Source organism: Photobacterium sanctipauli (assembly GCF_003026495.1).
GTDB classification, from domain to species: Bacteria; Pseudomonadota; Gammaproteobacteria; order Enterobacterales; family Vibrionaceae; genus Photobacterium; species Photobacterium sanctipauli.
On record NZ_PYMA01000007.1, the window covers coordinates 228799 to 247340 of the forward strand.

At 52.3% G+C, this 18542-nt stretch carries 16 protein-coding genes, 2 tRNA genes, 2 rRNA genes and 2 riboswitches; of the genes, 3 read left to right on the forward strand and 17 right to left on the reverse strand.

Annotated features, from left to right (window positions below; translation table 11 throughout):
• Positions 1 to 65 precede the first annotated feature (65 nt).
• The 4 genes from ubiB to rmuC all read right to left on the reverse strand — a co-directional run bounded on the left by ubiB (position 66) and on the right by rmuC (position 4714).
• Positions 66 to 1700, reverse strand: coding sequence for a ubiquinone biosynthesis regulatory protein kinase UbiB (gene ubiB, locus C9I98_RS13520; RefSeq protein ID WP_107272097.1), 1635 nt, complete (start codon positions 1698 to 1700; stop codon positions 66 to 68).
• On the reverse strand, positions 1700 to 2311 hold the full coding sequence (locus tag C9I98_RS13525; protein ID WP_036825934.1) for a ubiquinone biosynthesis accessory factor UbiJ: 612 nt from the start codon (positions 2309 to 2311) through the stop codon (positions 1700 to 1702). The genes ubiB and C9I98_RS13525 overlap by 1 nt, the downstream gene beginning before the upstream one ends.
• Positions 2312 to 2318: 7 nt before the next feature.
• Positions 2319 to 3074, reverse strand: a complete 756-nt coding sequence (gene ubiE / locus C9I98_RS13530) for a bifunctional demethylmenaquinone methyltransferase/2-methoxy-6-polyprenyl-1,4-benzoquinol methylase UbiE (protein WP_036825931.1) — start codon at positions 3072 to 3074, stop codon at positions 2319 to 2321.
• 74 nt (positions 3075 to 3148) lie between these two features.
• Positions 3149 to 4714, reverse strand: a complete 1566-nt coding sequence (gene rmuC, locus C9I98_RS13535) for a DNA recombination protein RmuC (protein ID WP_107272086.1) — start codon at positions 4712 to 4714, stop codon at positions 3149 to 3151.
• A 240-nt stretch (positions 4715 to 4954) separates the two neighbouring features.
• On the opposite strand from rmuC, the gene C9I98_RS13540 reads away from it, so the two are divergent.
• Positions 4955 to 5854, forward strand: a complete 900-nt coding sequence (locus C9I98_RS13540) for a DMT family transporter (RefSeq protein ID WP_107272087.1) — start codon at positions 4955 to 4957, stop codon at positions 5852 to 5854.
• A gap of 136 nt (positions 5855 to 5990) precedes the next feature.
• Here C9I98_RS13540 and C9I98_RS13545 read toward each other — a convergent pair whose 3' ends face one another.
• A complete protein-coding gene (locus C9I98_RS13545; RefSeq protein WP_036825168.1) occupies positions 5991 to 7196 on the reverse strand; it encodes a multidrug effflux MFS transporter in 1206 nt (401 codons plus the stop codon).
• Positions 7197 to 7335: 139 nt separating this feature from the next.
• Between C9I98_RS13545 and C9I98_RS26535 the strand changes: the two genes are divergently transcribed.
• Together C9I98_RS26535 and C9I98_RS13550 are read left to right on the forward strand one after the other, a co-directional pair.
• The gene (locus C9I98_RS26535) at positions 7336 to 7476 is read left to right on the forward strand and encodes a hypothetical protein (RefSeq protein ID WP_158262686.1); all 141 of its coding nucleotides are present in this window, start codon (positions 7336 to 7338) and stop codon (positions 7474 to 7476) included.
• A gap of 10 nt (positions 7477 to 7486) precedes the next feature.
• A complete protein-coding gene (locus tag C9I98_RS13550) occupies positions 7487 to 9274 on the forward strand; it encodes an aminopeptidase P family protein (protein ID WP_107272088.1) in 1788 nt (595 codons plus the stop codon).
• Positions 9275 to 9360: 86 nt separating this feature from the next.
• Here C9I98_RS13550 and thiH read toward each other — a convergent pair whose 3' ends face one another.
• The 12 genes from thiH to C9I98_RS13605 form a co-directional block, all read right to left on the reverse strand.
• On the reverse strand, positions 9361 to 10473 hold the full coding sequence (gene thiH, locus C9I98_RS13555) for a 2-iminoacetate synthase ThiH (RefSeq protein WP_036828353.1): 1113 nt from the start codon (positions 10471 to 10473) through the stop codon (positions 9361 to 9363).
• Positions 10474 to 10483: 10 nt separating this feature from the next.
• Positions 10484 to 11254 (reverse strand): thiazole synthase, encoded by a 771-nt coding sequence (locus tag C9I98_RS13560; RefSeq protein ID WP_036828355.1) that lies wholly within the window; start codon positions 11252 to 11254, stop codon positions 10484 to 10486.
• A complete protein-coding gene (gene thiS, locus C9I98_RS13565) occupies positions 11255 to 11473 on the reverse strand; it encodes a sulfur carrier protein ThiS (RefSeq protein ID WP_036828357.1) in 219 nt (72 codons plus the stop codon).
• A 3-nt stretch (positions 11474 to 11476) separates the two neighbouring features.
• Entirely contained in the window at positions 11477 to 12241 is a 765-nt protein-coding gene (locus C9I98_RS13570; RefSeq protein ID WP_107272089.1) for a HesA/MoeB/ThiF family protein, read from the reverse strand.
• 10 nt (positions 12242 to 12251) lie between these two features.
• Positions 12252 to 13469: a thiamine phosphate synthase gene (gene thiE, locus C9I98_RS13575; protein WP_036820246.1), complete on the reverse strand. Its 1218-nt coding sequence runs from the start codon at positions 13467 to 13469 to the stop codon at positions 12252 to 12254.
• Positions 13469 to 15391 carry a phosphomethylpyrimidine synthase ThiC gene (thiC, locus tag C9I98_RS13580; RefSeq protein WP_036820250.1) on the reverse strand — a complete coding sequence of 641 codons (1923 nt, stop codon included), beginning with the start codon at positions 15389 to 15391 and terminating at the stop codon, positions 13469 to 13471. Before thiC ends, thiE begins: the two co-directional genes overlap by 1 nt.
• A gap of 117 nt (positions 15392 to 15508) precedes the next feature.
• Positions 15509 to 15606: riboswitch (TPP riboswitch) on the reverse strand.
• 110 nt (positions 15607 to 15716) lie between these two features.
• Positions 15717 to 17105, reverse strand: a complete 1389-nt coding sequence (locus C9I98_RS13585; RefSeq protein WP_245907152.1) for a voltage-gated chloride channel family protein — start codon at positions 17103 to 17105, stop codon at positions 15717 to 15719.
• A 64-nt stretch (positions 17106 to 17169) separates the two neighbouring features.
• A riboswitch (Fluoride riboswitch) is annotated at positions 17170 to 17233 on the reverse strand.
• A 124-nt stretch (positions 17234 to 17357) separates the two neighbouring features.
• A tRNA-Trp gene (locus C9I98_RS13590) sits at positions 17358 to 17434 on the reverse strand.
• A gap of 174 nt (positions 17435 to 17608) precedes the next feature.
• Positions 17609 to 17731, reverse strand: a complete 123-nt coding sequence (locus C9I98_RS27035; protein WP_275451442.1) for a hypothetical protein — start codon at positions 17729 to 17731, stop codon at positions 17609 to 17611.
• A gap of 386 nt (positions 17732 to 18117) precedes the next feature.
• Positions 18118 to 18194 (reverse strand) — tRNA-Asp (locus tag C9I98_RS13595).
• A gap of 42 nt (positions 18195 to 18236) precedes the next feature.
• Positions 18237 to 18352 (reverse strand): 5S ribosomal RNA (gene rrf / locus C9I98_RS13600).
• 83 nt (positions 18353 to 18435) lie between these two features.
• A 23S ribosomal RNA gene (locus C9I98_RS13605) occupies positions 18436 to 18542 on the reverse strand; the annotation flags it as partial.

Sequence of the window (18542 nt, forward strand, 5' to 3'; positions counted from 1 at the left end):
GTTTTACCTCAGCTTATTGTGGTTGATAACAAAACGTTTTATGTGTTGGCCGCATACTTTACCGCCTATTTGCGGCAAGCGCGCCAGCCAAGTAACCAAAACGTGACACCCATTGCAGCCGAGATGGCCGGATAGGTTTCAACATGATTACTAAAAAGTATGGCAGAACATACAACCAGAGTTGCACCAATGCCAAAATGGAACCTTGCTTGGCCCTGATAGCGCCGACTTTCCATGAAATTTTCATAGAGATTATCAATTCGCTGGTTCAGTGCATTGCCCTGACGCAAACTATCGTAAAGTAATTCCGGTAATTCCGGTAACTTTTCCGCCCAGAATGGTGCACGGCTTTTCACCCCGTCAATCACGGCCTGCGGGCCGACCTGACGAGACATCCAATCTTCCAAGAACGGCTTGGCGGTATCCCACAAATCTAGCTGCGGGTATAACTGGCGCCCAAGCCCTTCAACGTATAACAGGGTTTTCTGCAGCAGCACCAATTGCGGCTGCACTTCCATATTAAATCGGCGCGCGGTGTTGAATAGGTTTAACAACACATGGCCGAATGAAATTTCTGCCAAAGGCTTTTCAAAAATCGGCTCGCACACGGTACGGATGGCGAACTCGAATTCATCGACATTGGTATCCTGCGGCACCCAGCCCGAGTCCACATGCAGCTCGGCCACCTTGCGGTAATCCCGGTTGAAGAATGCCAGCAGGTTTTCTGCCAAGTAGCGTTTATCTTCCCGGTTCAAGGTACCCACAATACCACAGTCCAGGGCGATCCATTGCGGCGTTTCCGGGTTTTCCCGTGCCACAAAAATATTACCCGGGTGCATGTCGGCATGGAAGAAGCTATCGCGGAACACCTGGGTAAAGAAGATGGTGACGGCATTTTCCGACAACAACTTCATATCCGTGCCGTTGGCGACCAGCGCCTCGACATCCGATACCTGGATCCCGTATATCCGCTCCATGACCAGCAAACGCTCGCTACTGAGATCCGTATAAACCTCAGGTACATACAGCAAGTCGCTATCTTCAAAATTGCGACGCAACTGAATGCCGTTCGCCGCCTCGCGCATGAGGTTCAGCTCATCGAGCAATGTCTTCTCATACTCCCGCACCACTTCAATCGGTCGCAAGCGCCGGGCTTCCGGCAAAATGCGCGACAAAATCGAAGCCATGCGGTACATCAGCTTAATATCAGCCTGGATCACCGGCAGAATATCCGGGCGGATCACTTTCAGTACCACTTCCGCCCCATTGTCTTTCAGGGTCGCGGTATGGACCTGAGCAATCGACGCCGATGCCAATGGCGTTTCGTCAAAGTCGTTGAACCACTTTTCCAGCGGCCCGCCCAACGAGGCCTCCATTTGATGCTTGGCCAACTTGCCGTCAAACGGGGCCACCTGATCTTGCAGCATGGCCAGCTGGTCGGCGATGTGCGGCGGAAACAAATCCCGGCGCGTCGACATCATCTGCCCAAACTTGATCCACACCGGGCCAAGCTCCTGCAATGCCAAGCGCAAACGCTCGCCCAGCGGCTTGTCCGGGTGCTGGTTCTTGATCCACACCAGCGACTTGCGCGCCGTCTTCGGCAGCTTTAGCCTTGGGTCTTCTGGCAATAGCTCATCGAGGCCATAGCGCAGCTGTACCGCCGTAATTTGATAAAGGCGCTTGAGCTCTGAGAGGGTCATCATGATGAAAGACGCTCCATCATTGCATCCATCTTGGCTTCAAAGCGCGCCACGTCGGTTTTCAAATCATCGACCTGATCGGCAAAGTGGGCAATCTCCAACGCTTGCGGCGCCAGCTTCCATTCTTCGGTGATCACTTCTGCCAGATCACGCTGGCGGCGCTCGATACCATGACGCACGACCTTGGCACCGTTTTTCAGGCCACTCACCAAAGTATGTGCCACTATATCACCGGTATATTGCGAAATTTTTTCTTCGATATCCGGTTTTAAGCCACTTAGCAGCGCGGAGAATTGTTGGGCCAATTGAATATCCCCCTCAAGAGAGAGTTTATCGGCCTTAATGAGCTGGGTTAGGTTGGCCTGCTGGCGCAATTCAGGCAGGACGGACAGGTTCAACGCCAACTCGCAGTCAGTCTCGCCTTCGTAAGCACCCAGCACGTCGATCTGCTGGCTGAAGACAAAGTACAGCTGCTTGCCAAACTCATTGATTGTCACGGCAATGATCTTGCCGCGCAGGCGGGCAAGGCGGCGCTGGCTTTGCTCGTCTTCCTTGAGCAAGGTATTGAGCGATGTTTCTATCGCTCCGGTGACCAATACATCAAAAGGCATAGTGACCTCAGAATTTGTAGCCGCGGTGCAACGCAACAATACCACCCGTCAGGTTGTAGTATTTCGTCTGCTCGAAGCCCGCATCCTGCATCATTCCCTCAAGGGTATTTTGATCAGGGTGCATACGGATAGATTCAGCCAAGTAACGGTAGCTTTCTGCATCGTTGGCAATCACTTCGCCCATTTTCGGTAGCAAGTGGAACGAATAGGCATCGTACACTTTTGACAATGGCTCAAGGATAGGCTTGGAGAACTCCAACACCAACAAGCGGCCACCCGGCTTAAGCACGCGGTACATAGAACGCAGTGCCTTATCCTTGTCGGTCACGTTACGCAGGCAGAAGCTAATCGTTATGCAATCGAAGAAGTCATCCGGGAACGGCAGCTCTTCGGCATTCGCCTGTACATAGCCGACATTGCCCACCACGCCCATGTCTCGTAGCTTGCTGCGGCCAACCTTCAACATCGAGTTGTTGATATCGGCAAGGATCACCTGACCGTCGTCGCCCACGATGCGTGAGAACTTCGCCGTTAAGTCACCAGTACCGCCGCCCAAGTCCAACACCTTCTGGCCTCGGCGAACACCACTGCAATCGATGGTGAAGCGTTTCCAGACGCGATGAACGCCCATCGACATCAGGTCGTTCATAATGTCGTATTTCGCCGCTACAGAGTGGAATACTTCTGCAACCAACTCCGCCTTGTCATCCTTGGCCACGGTACGGTAACCAAAGTGGGTGGTATCTAGTGAGGTGTCCGTCATGCTACTTCCGTTATGGTTATCAAACTGTCATAAACCGACCTAGTGTACTTGATGGTTGAGCTTTGCTCCAAGCACTACGGTAAATCATTTTCTTTACTTGGCTGTAACGAATGCACCTTGCGTGCCACCACGAGGGCATCGGTAGTTTCCTCGTCTGCCGCCCCGACTAGCGCCCGCTCGGCCAAGACCGGGTTGATGTCGCGTTTCACCTCGACGCCAAGCTGCTTGAACCCCTCGGCCTGGCGGATCACATTCCCCCTACCGGTGAGCAACTTATTCATTGCACCTTGATAGCTTTGGCTCGCCTTATCCAGCGACGCCCCCACCGCCTCCATATCGGTCACAAACAGGCGTAGTTTGTCATAGAGCTTGCTGGCACGCTCGGCAATTTGCTTGGCGTTTTGGTTCTGGCGCTCGTTGCGCCACAGGTTGTTGATGGTTCGAAGCGCCACCAGCAAGGTCGTTGGGCTAACCAACATAATGTTCTGATCCATGGCGTCGCGGATCAGGCTTGGGTCGGCTTCAATCGCGGCTTGGAACGCGGGCTCGACCGGTATAAACATCAAGACATAATCCAAGCTTTGTACCCCATGTAATTGATGATAGTCCTTGCGGCTCAAACCTCGAATATGGCTGCGCACAGATGCAACGTGCTCGCCGAGCGCCAACTCCTGCTCTGCCACATTCTCTGCATTGAAGAAGCGCTCATAGGCCACCAGCGACATCTTGGCATCAATCACCACGTCTTTGTCTTGCGGCAGATGAACCACGACATCGGGCTGGTAGCGCTTGCCATCCTCATTTTCCAAGCTCACCTGGGTTTGGTATTCATGGCCTTCCCGCAACCCTGACTCGCTCAGCACACGGGCGAGGACCACTTCCCCCCAGTTGCCCTGCGCCTTGTTATCCCCCTTGAGTGCCTGGGTCAGGTTGACCGCCTCGCGGGCCATCTGCTCGTTGAGCTGCTTGAGGTTGTTGATTTCATGCACCAGGGTATGGCGCTCGCGAGCCTCCTGGCTGAAGTTGTCGTTAACCTGTTTCTTGAACCCTTCCAGCTGGGCCTTGAGCGGGCTAAGCAAGGTTTCCATGCTCAAGCGGTTTTGCTCATCCACGGTGCGGGTCTTTTGCTCGAACAAGCGGTTGGCCAAGCTCTCGAACTGCACCCGCAACCGCTCCTCGGCATTTTCCAGCAAGGCAATTTTCTCATCCGCGGCTTTTTGCTCTTCGAAATGACGCGCTTCCTGCTCGCGCAAGTCCGCCTCCAAACCGGCATTGGCCATGCGGGCATTTTCCAATTGCTCGGTCAGGTACTGCTTTTCGTTCTTAACGGCTTCGAAATGGCGCATCTTTTCCAATGCCGCCGCCAGCCTTGCATGCATCTGGCGCACTTCGTTGGTCAGGCGATCGCGCTCCAGATCCATTTCGTCCAGTTCATTATTGCGCTCGTCAACTTGCCCTTGAAGCTGCTGCTCCCGGGTTTCGCCCAGTCGCTTATCGGCCGCTATCTGCTGAAGCAACAATTGCTGTTGCTGCTGCCAACGCTGCTTCCCCAGCCATGCCGTGATTACCGAAGCGACCACGGCACCTGACAATGCGGTGATCACCGCCAGGCCATAGCCTGACAGCCATTCATCTACCATGCTTAATACCTTGAACCTTAAAGTCTACCGACGGGTTATTATCCCCTGTTTCTTCTGCTTTAAAGGCTAAAAGGATACTGGATAAATGTCCAGATGTTATGCGGTCCATCCCAAGCATTCAGGGCAACATCACATCCCTCAAAGGAATGTGCTAGGCGCTGCTGCCACAATCGACTAGACTGACGCTCTCACCGCTGGGATCCGCCAGCAAGGCATTCTGCTCTTGATTATGGATGAACAATGAACGAACGTTATGCGCTCGGCTACGGGCTATCAGCAGTATTACTCTGGTCGACCGTCGCAACGGCTTTTAAAATTACCCTCGATTTCTTTACCCCGATCCAGATGCTGGTTGCCGCCAGTGTGGTGTCTGCACTGGCATTGGCGGGGATCGCCCTATACCAAGGCAAGCTGCACCTACTGGGCCGAACCTTTCTATCGCGACCTTGGTATTACCTCGCGCTTGGGCTGATCAATCCTTTTGCCTACTACCTTGTCTTGTTCAAGTCATACGAACTGCTACCCGCTTCACAAGCCCAACCGCTAAACTACAGCTGGGCGATCACCCTCACCTTGATGGCTGCCGTCTTCCTTGGCCAGAAAATTCGCAAACAGGACTGGGCGGCCTGCGCCCTGGGCTACTTGGGCGTGATCGTCATTGCCACCAAAGGCGATGTCATGGCATTGCAGTTCGATAGCCCGCTCGGCGTTGCCTTGGCCCTGCTTTCAACCTTGCTATGGGCAATGTACTGGATCCTCAATACCAAAAACCAAGCCGATCCGGTGCTGGGCGTCCTGCTCGGCTTCTTGGTATCACTGCCTTTTTCCATCGGGCTAAGCCTTTACACCGGCGGTTGGTCGCAGGTGCCATGGCAAGGCTGGGCAGCGGTGAGCTATGTTGGCTTGTTCGAAATGGGAGTAACCTTCGTGCTGTGGATCAACGCCCTCAAGCTTACCCGCAATACGGCGCGGATCAGCAACCTGATCTTCATCTCGCCGTTTATCTCGCTGATGCTGCTTGCAACGATCATCGGAGAAGAAATCCACCCATCAACCCTAGCCGGCCTGGTCCTGATTGTTTGCGGTTTGCTGATCCAGCAGTGGAAACGCAAGCAACCTGAAGCCAGTCCTGCCAGCTAAGTGCGATACCCCCTTTACCCCAAAGGCTCACCATAAAAAAAGCCCGCCACTGTAAGGTGGCGGGCAAAGTCAATTTGGGTTGTCGAGACCCTGCGCCCTAGCGTCCGGCGTCTTATTGTTTGTCGAGAGTTACCTTTTAGTTAGCAGCAGCCGGTGCATGCCAGCGCAGGCCGTACTTTGACCATAGGATCAAGATACCCGGCAGCAGCAACAACATCTGCAATGTCATCAAGCTTGGTGGATTTAGCCCCAGGCGCTGGGTCAAGCTCACCATCAAACCGGCACCGCTCATCTGGAACAAGCCAAGCAATGCCGCAGCGGTACCGGCCCGGTCACCGAACGGTGCCAGTGCCTTGCATGCCGCAGAGCCCAAGACAAACGCAAAGCCAAACGACGACATGAAGATCGGCACCATGAACGCCCATGCCTGTGCAATATGGCCAAGCAGCATCATGGTCACGCCTGCGACTAGCAAAATAATCAGGCCGGTGCTCAGGGTCTTACGGCTACCGAAACGGTCGATGTATTTTGGCGCAACCATACAAGCCAGAATGTTGAGGGCGGCGTTAATACCAAACCAAACCGTAAACTGGTTCATGTCTTGCCCCAACTCGACCATCAGCCACATCGGCGCCGAGGTCACATAGGCAAGGATCACCGCCATCGCCAGCATGCACAGCGTGGCGTGGAACAAGAATGTTGGCTCTCTTAGTACCGACATGTAACGCGATAGGCTAATCATTGAGCCTTGCACATCGGTATCTTGCGGGTGTGTTTCCCTGAAACAGGTCATCACAAACAAGCCTGCAACCAGGGCAAAGCCCGCCATGAAGCTGAAGTTGGCTCGCCAACCGAACTGGTGGGTAAGCCATGTACCCAACAAAGGCGCCAATGCCGGAATAAAACAAATTGCACCGTTGAGGTAGCTGATCATGCGGCCGCTGCGCTCAGGGCCGAAGCTATCACGCACCGCGGCAAATGCCGCCACCGAGGTTGCGCATGCACCAAAGCCTTGGAGGAAGCGGGCCACCAGCAACAAGTCCAATGTTTCGGCGGTGTACGCCAACGCCGCACTCAACGCATAAATGGTAATCCCGCCCAAGGCAATTGGCCGGCGGCCAAATCGGTCTGCCAACGGGCCTGCCAGCAGCTGGCCGAGGCCAAGGCTAAACATAAACCAGGTAATGGTATCTTGTACTCGAGTGCTATCCACCGCGAACGCATCAGCCATTGCAGGCATCGCCGGCAGATAAATATCAATAGCCAAAGGGCTAAACAGAACCAGCGTTACCATCAGGGCAACAAGACGGGTTCCAGTTTGTGGGTTGTTCGTGGTGTTCATAAGGTGTTCCTATTCAATGTACGCCGCCAGTCTACGAGTTTCGAGATATGAATAGAAATGGTATATATTCAATCCGTTCTTTCCATTTAGGAATAACACTATTTTACTCTCGCCACAGGGCCGCTATCACGATGATTATTTGCTAGCTGGCCAATTGCAGGCCGAGGGCAAAACCGCTAACTTAGCGGTAACGAACGGTCATATCTCCACCCCGCTACACGGGTATAACTCTCATACCGACCGCTCCCTTTCCGTCAGCAAGGACGGTGACTTTAATTAAGGAACAAAACATGCAAGCTGTTATCTCACAACGCGTTGAGCAGATACGCCAGTGGCTTAAAGCCAACCAGCTCGATGCACTGCTCATTCCCCACGAAGACGAATACCTTGGCGAATACATCCCAGCCCACAACGAGCGCCTTCTCTGGGCAACAGGCTTTACCGGCTCTGCGGGTATGGCAGTGATCACCCAGGATAAGGCAGCTGTCTTCGTCGATGGCCGCTATGTTGTCCAAGTCCGCAAACAGGTCCCGGGCGATGTATTCGAATACCGCCACCTCATTGAGGAGCCGCCGGTCCAGTGGGCGCAAGACAACCTTGCAGCTGGTAGCAAAGTGGCGATCGATGCCCGCCTGCACAGCGGGGCTTGGCTAACCCGCACCACCGAGGCACTTAATGGTGCACTTGAGCTGGTATGTATCGAGCAAAACCCAATCGAGCTACATTGGGATGACCGCCCGGCACCGACCCTGTCCAACGCCAAACTCATGGGGCTGGATTATGTTGGCCAAAGCAGCGCTGACAAGCGTGCACTCATTGCCGCAGAATTAAAAAAACAGAAAGCGGATGCTGTGCTACTTACCCAGCTTGACAGTATTGCCTGGCTGCTCAATGTTCGCGGCAGCGATGTACCAAGCCTACCGGTATTGCTATCGACAGCGATTTTGCATGCCGACGAAAGTGTCGACTTCTTTATCGACCCTGCCCGCCTGCCACAAGAGTTTGGTGAGCATGTGGGTGAAGGCGTACGTATCCTGGCCCCAGAAGCACTGGCAGGCAGCTTGCAACAACTTGGCGGCAAATCGGTATTGGTCGATCCGGCCACCAGCAATGCGTGGGCTGGCCAAGTATTGGCTGCGGCAAACGCCAATATCCTCGAAGCGGCGGATCCTTGCTTGCTACCAAAAGCCGCCAAGAACCCAACCGAGATTGCCGGCATGAAAGCCTGCCATATCCGGGACGGGGTGGCCGTGGCCAAATTCCTGGCGTGGGTCGACGCCCAAGTTGCCCAAGGCAAACTGCTCGACGAAGGGACGTTGTCGGATCAGCTTTGGCAGTTCCGTGCCGAAGACAGCAGCTGCACCGATGTCAGCTTTGACACTATCTCGGCAGCGGCAGGCAATGCGGCAATGTGCCACTACAACCACCTGAACCAGCCAGAGCCAAGCGTGCTGGAGATGGACAATGTCTACCTGGTGGACTCGGGCGGCCAATATCCTGACGGCACCACCGACATCACCCGCACAGTGGCTATCGGCGAGCCTTCGGCAGAAGTTAAACAAGCCTTCACCCTGGTTCTGAAAGGCCACATTGCCCTGGCATCGGCCCGCTTCCCGAAAGGCACCACTGGATCCCAGTTGGATGCGCTTGCCCGCCAACACCTGTGGGCACACGGTTTTGACTACGACCATGGTACAGGCCACGGTGTCGGCCACTTCCTAAGTGTTCACGAAGGCCCTCAGCGTATAGCCAAAGTACACAACCCAACCGCGTTGCTACCGGGTATGGTGCTATCGAACGAGCCGGGCTATTACCGCGCCGACGCCTTCGGGATCCGTATCGAGAACCTTGAGCTGGTGGTTGAAGTTGAAACAGCCGGCGACATGACGGTAATGGGCTTTGAGTCTCTGACCCGTGCTCCAATCGACCGCCGTTTGGTTGATTTGTCATTGATGACAGATACTGAGCTAACTTGGCTAAACAACTACCACCAAACTGTGTTCGAGGTGCTAAGCCCATCGCTGGATGGTGATAACTTGGCATGGCTAGAGCAAGCTACCGCAGCCCTAGCACGCTAATAGAAAGTAGCCCCTAGGCTGATAAAAAAACGCCCGCACAGACTATCTGCGCGGGCGTTTTGCTATGAGTAAATGACGACAGCTTGTTACCCTGAATAGGCGTGGTGCCAGTCCTTCCACACCACCTCAAACCCGCGCTGCTTTACCGCCGATGCCACATCGGCTGCAGAGCGCTCGTCACTGATGGCAAACTGCTCCAACTCAGGCTCATCATCGGCATAACCACCCGGCTGGGTTTTCGATGCCGCCGACATACTGGTCACACCCAGCGGCAACACGTTATCGCGAAATTCTGAAGACTCCCGGGTCGATAACGATAGTTCAACCTCCGGGTTCAGTAGGCGATAGGCACAAATGAGCTGGACCAGCTGGCGATCCGACATGACTGATTTCGGTTGCAGGCCGCCTTCGCAAGGCCTTAGCCGCGGAAACGAAATCGAATAACGGGTTTGCCAGTAAGTTCGCTCAAGGTAGTCAAGGTGGCTTGCCACAAAGAAGCAGTCAGTACGCCACTCCTCAAGGCCAATCAAGGCACCGATCCCTATTTTGTCGATCCCCGCCCGGGCAAGGCGATCTGGGGTTTCCAAGCGGTACTCGAAATCCATCTTGTTGCCGCGCAAATGGTGCTCAGCATAGGTTGGCGCACTGTAGGTCTCCTGGTACACCATCACCGCATCCAGCCCCAAGGTCTTCAGCTCGGCATACTCTTCTTGGTCGAGCGGCTGTACTTCCATCGCCAAATAGCTAAATTGCGATTTAATCGCAGGCACCGCCTCGCGGAAATACTCCATGCCCACCTTGCGCTCATGCTCGCCGGTCACCAACAAGATATTATCGAAGTTCATCGCCTTAATCGCATCGCACTCGCGTTCGATCTCGGCCATATCCAAGGTACGGCGCTTGATCCGGTTTTCCATCGAAAACCCGCAATAGGTGCATGCATTGGCACACAAATTCGAGAGATACAAAGGCACATAGAACGAAATGGTATGGCCGAAGCGCTTACGGGTCAGCGCAGCCGACTGTTGCGCTATCTGCTCCAAATATGGTTCGGCCGCCGGTGAGATCAGCGCCTTGAAATCTTCCAAGTCACGCTTGGGCTTGCGCAAGGCACGCTCGACGTCACCGGCCGTCTTGCTGTAAATCGACAACCTGACATCATCCCAGTCAAGTTGCTTCCACACATCCACGAAACTCATCACGAGCCCCTTATGCTGGTTGATCCAAGAAAGCCGTCAACGGGCTCGATGCAATCGCATGGTTGACCGTACCCGCCAAGCCCGCTTCATACGCCATACGGCCACTTTCTACCGCCAGCTTAAATGCACGCCCCATTGCAATAGGATCGGCCGCCGCGGCAATGGCGGTATTCACCAATACCGCGTCCGCCCCCAACTCCATCGCCTCTGCTGCGTGAGATGGCGCGCCAATACCGGCATCGACAACCACAGGTACGCGGGCTTGGTCGATAATGATTTCCAAAAAGTCGCGGGATGCCAAACCTTTGTTCGATCCGATCGGCGCACCCAGCGGCATCACCGCGGCACAGCCCACTTCTTCAAGGCGCTTACACAAAACAGGGTCGGCATGGCAGTATGGCAATACAATGAACCCCTCCCGCACCAACTCCTCGGCAGCGGCCAGCGTCTCGATAGGATCAGGCATCAAGTACTTAGGGTCAGGGTGAATTTCCAACTTGAGCCAATTGGTGCCCAGCGCTTCGCGAGCCAACTTGGCTGCAAATACGGCTTCTTTGGCATTCTTCGCACCCGATGTATTCGGCAGCAGGTTTACCCCGGCGTCGACAAGCGGCCCCAGAATATCATCATCGCGATTTTCTATATCGACACGTTTCAAAGCCATGGTCACCAGTTCAGAACCAGAGGCAATGATAGATTCAGCCATGGTGGCGCTATTGGCGTACTTTCCCGTACCGGTAAAAAGGCGTGAAGAGAAAGTTTTATCTGCAATTTTTAACATTTAGCCTCCAGCTATGGCTTGGAAAAGGGCAATACGATCGCCCGTGTTGAGTACCGTCGTTTCCCACTCGGTACGGGCGACAATATCGTCGTTCAATGCGACAGCGGTTGCCGGTAATGGCATATCAAGTTGGTTAAGCAAGTCAACCAGCGTTGCCCCTTCGGCAACGCCAACCGACTTGTCATTGACCAACAATTGAATAATTGTGGTTGTAGTCATTGTTTATGCTTCCCTTGTGCCACATACCGGACACTTCTTATCTGTTGCGAGATTGAATTTTTGCCAGGCCATTGTCAGGCCATCGAATTGTTGTAATGCGGAAAAAGCCACCTGGCCGGCCCCGGAGATCAACTTTATCGCTTCCAAAGCCTGCATCGTTCCCATCATGCCCACCACAGGACCGGCAATGCCCGAATTACTGCAATTTTGCGGCTCTTGCGGCGCATCAGGCTGCCATGGAAACAGGCAGTGGTAACAAGGCCCTTGCCCTTGGCGAAAATCGAATGCCATTAGCTGGCCCTGCCAACGGATCGCGGCACCGGAGATCAGCGGTTTATTGGCTTCGAAACAAGCCCGGTTGACAGCATGACGAGTCGGCAAGTTGTCGGAGCAATCAAGAACCACATCAGTCAAGGCAATTTCCATCGCCAATCGCTGATCGGCCAAGCGCGCCTTTACCGGCCTTACCCGGATATAGGGGTTTAGCGCCTTTGCCTGATCAGCCGCTATTTGTGCTTTGCTCTGGCCTTGGTGCTCGTCACGATAAATAACCTGGCGTTGCAAATTGGAGCTATCTACCTCGTCATCATCGGCAATCACCAGGTTGCCAATTCCCGCCCCAGCCAAATACAGGGCAGCGGCCGAGCCGAGCCCACCGGCCCCAACTAGCAGCACCTGTGCATTTGCCAGTTTCTCCTGACCTTGCTCTCCCACTTCAGGTAGCATGATCTGGCGGTTGTAACGTAAGAACTCCTGATCCGTTAGCATATAACCACCTTTATTGTTCTGTAGGACGAACAAGAATGCGGTTAAAAGCGTCGACGGCCGCTTGAGGATCCTCCGCCTGAGTCACCGCACGAACCACAGCGACGCTGCTGACCCCTGTCTGCCAAACACTTTCAGCCCGGGATAGATCGATACCGCCAATAGCGACTGTTGGGAACATATCGCCAATAAGCTGCTGGTATAGCGCCAAACGACTTAGACCCTGCGGCTTTGACGGCATTTGCTTGGTTGTTGTCGGGTAGATATGACCCAACGCGATATAACTCGGCGCAAACTCGGCGGCACGCAGGATCTCGTAATAGCCATGCGTAGATAGCCCTAGACATAGGCCAGCCTGCTGGATCGCTGCCAAATCAGCCGTTTCCAAATCCTCCTGCCCAAGGTGCACGCCGTATGCCTGGCTTGCAATGGCCAACTGCCAGTAGTCATTCACAAACACTTGCGCCTGGTGTTCTCGCCCCGCGGCAATAATACGTTCGACCTGCTGCGGCAGGGTCGGCTCCGATGGATCTTTAATGCGCAACTGCGTGGTTTTAACGCCCAGCTCAAGTACTTTCTCTACCCATTCGGCGGTATCAACCACCGGGTAGAGCTTTAGCTTGGCCGGATCTGTTTTGGCAAAAGGCTTAACGGCAACTTCCTTCGAGCTCCAACCCAACACCTCAGCTTCCGAATGGTTGGCTGTAAGTGGGCGAGGGAAACACTGACGCTCTAACGGCCAAGCCAGCAAGCCGTCCTGGTAAACGACGCTGCGCGCATAGGCTCGAGCCAAAGTCACGGCATCTTCCAACGGATAGTCCAAGGCAAGCGATGCCAGCAGCATTGCTTGTGCTGGCTCACGATCACCCATTTGGTGGCAGTGGTTCGCTCTGGCCTCACCATTGTGATGCCAGATATCGGCAAAACCAGTCGCCGTCGGCAAGCCCAAAACCACCAACTGTGGCTGGTTAGCCACTTGTTGCTGCATTTCAGCCAAGCTTGGGTAAGGCGCAACCCATAGATCGCGCACTTGGTAACCTGTACCTTCAAGCTTGGTATCACCGAAGGCCAAGCTAATCGCCTGGCCTTCGATCACAATGTCTACCACTGCCGAACGGCTCGCACCCAGCTCAACAGCTTCACCTAGCTGATAGTTTTCAGCCGCAGCGAGCAGCGGTTCAATATGCGTAAGTAGCGGGGTTTGCTGTTCGGGTAAACATAAGGTGCTCATTAGTTTTCCTCTTGGATAGGATGGTAGAGTTCACTTCCTCTTGAACGGAATTCATAGGCTTTTTGCTGCATACCTTCTAATGGGTCTTCCAACAGTTGGATGACCACATCATCATTTTTCTCTAGTCCATCGGCATATTCCCTAACTTCTTGCGATATTTTCATCGAGCAGAACTTAGGTCCGCACATTGAACAGAAATGGGCAACTTTTCCGGATTCTTGAGGAAGGGTCTCGTCGTGATAGGCGCGGGCCGTATCAGGGTCTAGGGCTAGGTTGAATTGGTCTTCCCAGCGGAATTCGAATCGGGCTTTAGACAATGCATTATCGCGAACTTGCGCCCCAGGATGCCCCTTGGCTAAGTCAGCAGCATGAGCACAAAGCTTGTAAGTGATGAGGCCGACCTTTACGTCATCTTTATTTGGTAGGCCAAGGTGTTCTTTGGGCGTGACATAGCACAGCATGGCACAGCCGTACCAGCCGATCATCGCCGCACCGATCCCAGAGGTGATATGGTCGTAGCCTGGCGCGATATCTGTCGTAAGTGGGCCAAGGGTGTAGAAAGGAGCTTCATGGCAGTGCTTAAGTTGCTCTTCCATGTTTTCCTTAATCATGTGCATGGGTACATGCCCCGGGCCTTCAATCATCACTTGAACATCGTATTCCCAGGCAATCTTGGTTAGCTCACCCAGCGTTCGCAACTCACTGAACTGGGCTTCATCGTTCGCATCGGCAACCGATCCCGGGCGCAGGCCATCACCAAGCGATAGGGCAATATCGTACTGGGCACAGATCTCACAGATCTCACGGAAATGCTCATACAGGAAGCTTTCCTTATGGTGTGCCAGGCACCATTTGGCCATGATGGAGCCACCGCGAGAAACGATGCCAGTTACTCGCTTCGCCGTCATAGGCACATAGCGCAGTAACACACCGGCATGGATAGTGAAGTAATCGACCCCCTGCTCCGCTTGCTCCAGCAAGGTATCCCTAAACACTTCCCAGTTCAGGTTTTCGGCAATACCGTTCACTTTCTCCAAAGCTTGATACATAGGTACGGTGCCAATCGGAACTGGGCTATTGCGGATGATCCACTCGCGGGTCTCATGAATATTACGCCCGGTAGAAAGATCCATCACCGTATCGCCGCCCCAGCGAGTTGACCACACCAACTTCTCCACTTCTTCTTCAATGGAAGAGCTGACCGATGAATTACCGATATTGGCATTCACCTTCACCAAAAAGTTCCGGCCAATGATCATTGGCTCTGATTCTGGGTGGTTGATATTGGAAGGAATAATCGCCCTGCCTTCAGCCACTTCTTGGCGCACGAACTCAGGGGTAATATCACGCGGTAAATTAGCCCCAAAGCCGACACCTGGGTGCTGCTGGTTTAGTACTTCATCACGATATTTGGCCCGTCCCATATTTTCGCGGATCGCAATGAACTCCATTTCTGGGGTAACCACCCCTTTTCGAGCATAGTGAAGCTGGGTTACGTTAGCACCAGTGACAGCACGGCGCACTCTCGCTTGCTCGCCAAAGCGCAGCTCATCGAGCGTCTCATCGGCAAGCCTTTCTTTGGAGTACGCCGAGCTTAGCTCATCCAGCAACTCGGTATCACCACGCTCAGCAATCCAACTTTCGCGTAATTTAGGTAAGCCGGCATAGATATCGATCTGGTGCTCTGAATCGGTATAAAAACCGGAAGTATCGTAAACCCTTACCGCTTCATTTGGCTCAAAGACAGGGGCATCTTTGGTACCGCCAACCAAGCTGTCAGCAAGGCTTATTTCACGCATGGGTACCCGAATGTCATCACGGCTCCCCGTGACATAGACCTTCTGGGAATTAGGATAAGGTTGAACAGTAAGTGAATCGATAAATTGTTTAGCTTCCAGTCTCGCTTGTTTGCGATTCGACATAGCAATTTCCTTTCATTCCATAATAGGGAAGTTGCTTGGCGGATTGGTGCTTAACAAGAGGCTACACGTAGGGGGTGTAGCATCATCTGGAACTGCAGCTGCGAACACAGCATTAACAGAAGATTTTCTCTTGTTCCCTTCGCAGGTATTAGCCTGATCAGGTTCTACGGATCCCGCTATGCGGTCTCAGCCAATTGGCACTCCGACAAGTTGAAACATCAGTATATGTAATCGATTAACACCCGGCAAGGTAGACAAACATAAAATTGATACCCCGTTAACAAAAACTGTGGGTGTAATCGTAACGATAAACTAAATCTTATTGTTATTTATATCTTTTCACTAGGCTTTTTAATAGCGATGAATGTGTCTCTCGTAATTCACCTAACTTATGATGAATTTTGGGCGCTCCCCCTAAATCAAACAATTTAGGTACTGCTACGCGCTGGGAAGAATAAATTCCGGTATGGCCGCTAAAGTAATATGCGGTATAGCAGGCTATGGCAAAATACAGCATATGATCAGCGCCAAACAGCTCAATCCCCATGATGGTGCAGGCCAGCGGCGTATTTGTGGCTGCAGCAAACACGGCCAGGAAGCCAAGCGCGGCAAATAAATCTACCGGGGCTCCCAATACCCAAGCCATCGTATTGCCCAATGTCGCCCCGACAAAAAACAGTGGCGTAACCTCTCCTCCCTTAAAACCAGCAGCGAGTGTGACGGCGGTTAAAAGCAACTTCAACAACCAGCTATACCATTCAGCCCCACCTTCTTGAAACGCGCTGAGGATACTCACCCCGCCTTCACGACTTGAATAAACCCCTAGGCCTATGTAGTCATAGTTACCAATCAATTGGACGGCGCCGATAACAATCAAACCGCCAACAACAACAATCAAGTACGGATTCTTCAACGTCGCTTTGAAAATATCTTTGAATACATGGGTCAACTCACCAAAAAGGTAACCAGCTAAACCAAAGGCCACTGCCGCCAACACTATCTTGCCCACCATGAACAAGTCTACTTTCACCGTATGCTCAAAGATTGTTATCGTCTCAAGGAAATCAATCCGATAATGGGTATGGTGTGCTCCCCACGCACTGCATACAACATCAGCCAAGATCGCAGCAAACAAAGCTGGAATAATTGCGTCGTAACGCAAGCGGCCAATGGCTAATACCTCTAAGGCAAAAATAGCTCCTGTTAGCGGGGTGCCAAAGACGGCACCAAAGCCTGCCGCAACGCCCGCAATCAAAATAAGCCGAGTATCTGCCTCATTTAATTTGAACACTCTCGCCAACCAATGCGTTGAGGCCCCACCGATCTGAACTGCTGTCCCTTCGCGCCCCGCAGAACCACCAAAGAGATGGGTGATGACAGTCGTAATTAAAACCAAAGGACCCATTCTGGTTGGGATACCCGCTCCTGGCTCATGGATCTCATCCATAATGAGATTGTTCCCCCCGTCTGAGTTCTTACCCAGCCTGCGGTAACAATACACAATCACCAGGCCTGCAAGCGGCAGCATGTAAATCAACCATGGATTTTCGACACGTGTAACCGTTGCAAGGTTTAAAATCCATAGAAAAAAAGCATTGAGGGAGCCGACAACAACGGCAACAGGGATGATAAGCAATGTCCAACGTAGGATCTGGACAAATATTTTAGGATTAGCACTTAAGGGATGAGCCATACTGTTTTCTATCTTTAACAAGGTTAAGTTCAAGGATAGATGTTATGGCATTAGATTTTCACCCTACCATAGACGGATCTATCCAACTACAGTAGGAGTCATTATCTCGAGTGAGCGGTTAAAGGTGGAACTCCATCACCCGCCATAGTGCAAGAAGCACTCTGACTGTATTTGATACTACTGCTAATAGTTTCAAGCAACAAGCCTCAAATACGATAAATTTCGATAGGCTAGATACAGCAAAGCCCCGACCGAAGTCGAGGCTTTTTAAAGTGGCAGGGGTGGAGAGATTCGAACTCCCAACACGCGGATTTGGAATCCGCTGCTCTGCCAATTGGAGCTACACCCCTGTAGTGCTGTAAAAGCAACTTCTTAGTGTTTCGTAAGAAGTGATGAGTATTTTATACAGCTAGCAGAGAATTACCAGCCCAAATTACAGATTTTTTAAAAATCCCCATCTAAATGACTAAATAAGAAACAATTAAGCGAATAACACGGACAGACTGATAATTCTTACTCTAGGTTTATGTTCTTGTTGCCTTTTTCTTTTTGATCACTGCATAAGCTAAAACGGCAGGACCAACAAGTAACATTCCCATCCCCAAACATGCTAACGCTGTCATTACCAACATTTCAAACTCTGACATTATATTTCCTTACTGACTTTATCTTGTTTTTATAAGCTAGCCTTAACCAGCCATATTTATTTTCAATACAAAAACGTAACAAAGATAGGACAATAAAAACAGATGAAAAAATGAATAGACAGAAAGGGATTGTTAACAGGCTGATCATGTTTATGAATAGCTTATACCTGTTTATCAAAAGATGCCTTTAGGTAACTGATATGAAGCTCACTATGCCTAGTAGAGTGAACACGACTATTTTTCATCGATTCAAAACTAGCAAGGTCTATTAATTTTGATAGGGAAAGTCAGAAATTCCTAAGTCGAGCGACGGGAAGCCTAGCCTGATGTTTCTTAAGTAACAAACGTAAAAAAGCCCAAGTCGAAAGACTTGGGCTTAGTATAAGTGGCGGAGCGGACGGGACTCGAACCCGCGACCCCCGGCGTGACAGGCCGGTATTCTAACCAACTGAACTACCGCTCCACTCAAACCACCGCATGGTTATTGCGGTGATCTAAATTGGAAGCCTGGCGATGTCCTACTCTCACATGGGGAAGCCCCACACTACCATCGGCGCTATTACGTTTCACTGCTGAGTTCGGCATGGGATCAGGTGGGTCCATAACGCTATGGTCGCCAAGCAAATTCGTTACAATCTAAAAAGCTGATGTTCTCAACACGCATTCAAGCGTTCGTGGAGTCCGTAAAACCCCTTGGGTGTTGTATGGTTAAGCCTCACGGGCAATTAGTACAGGTTAGCTCAACGCCTCACAGCGCTTACACACCCTGCCTATCTACGTCGTAGTCTCCAACAACCCTTTAGGATACTTA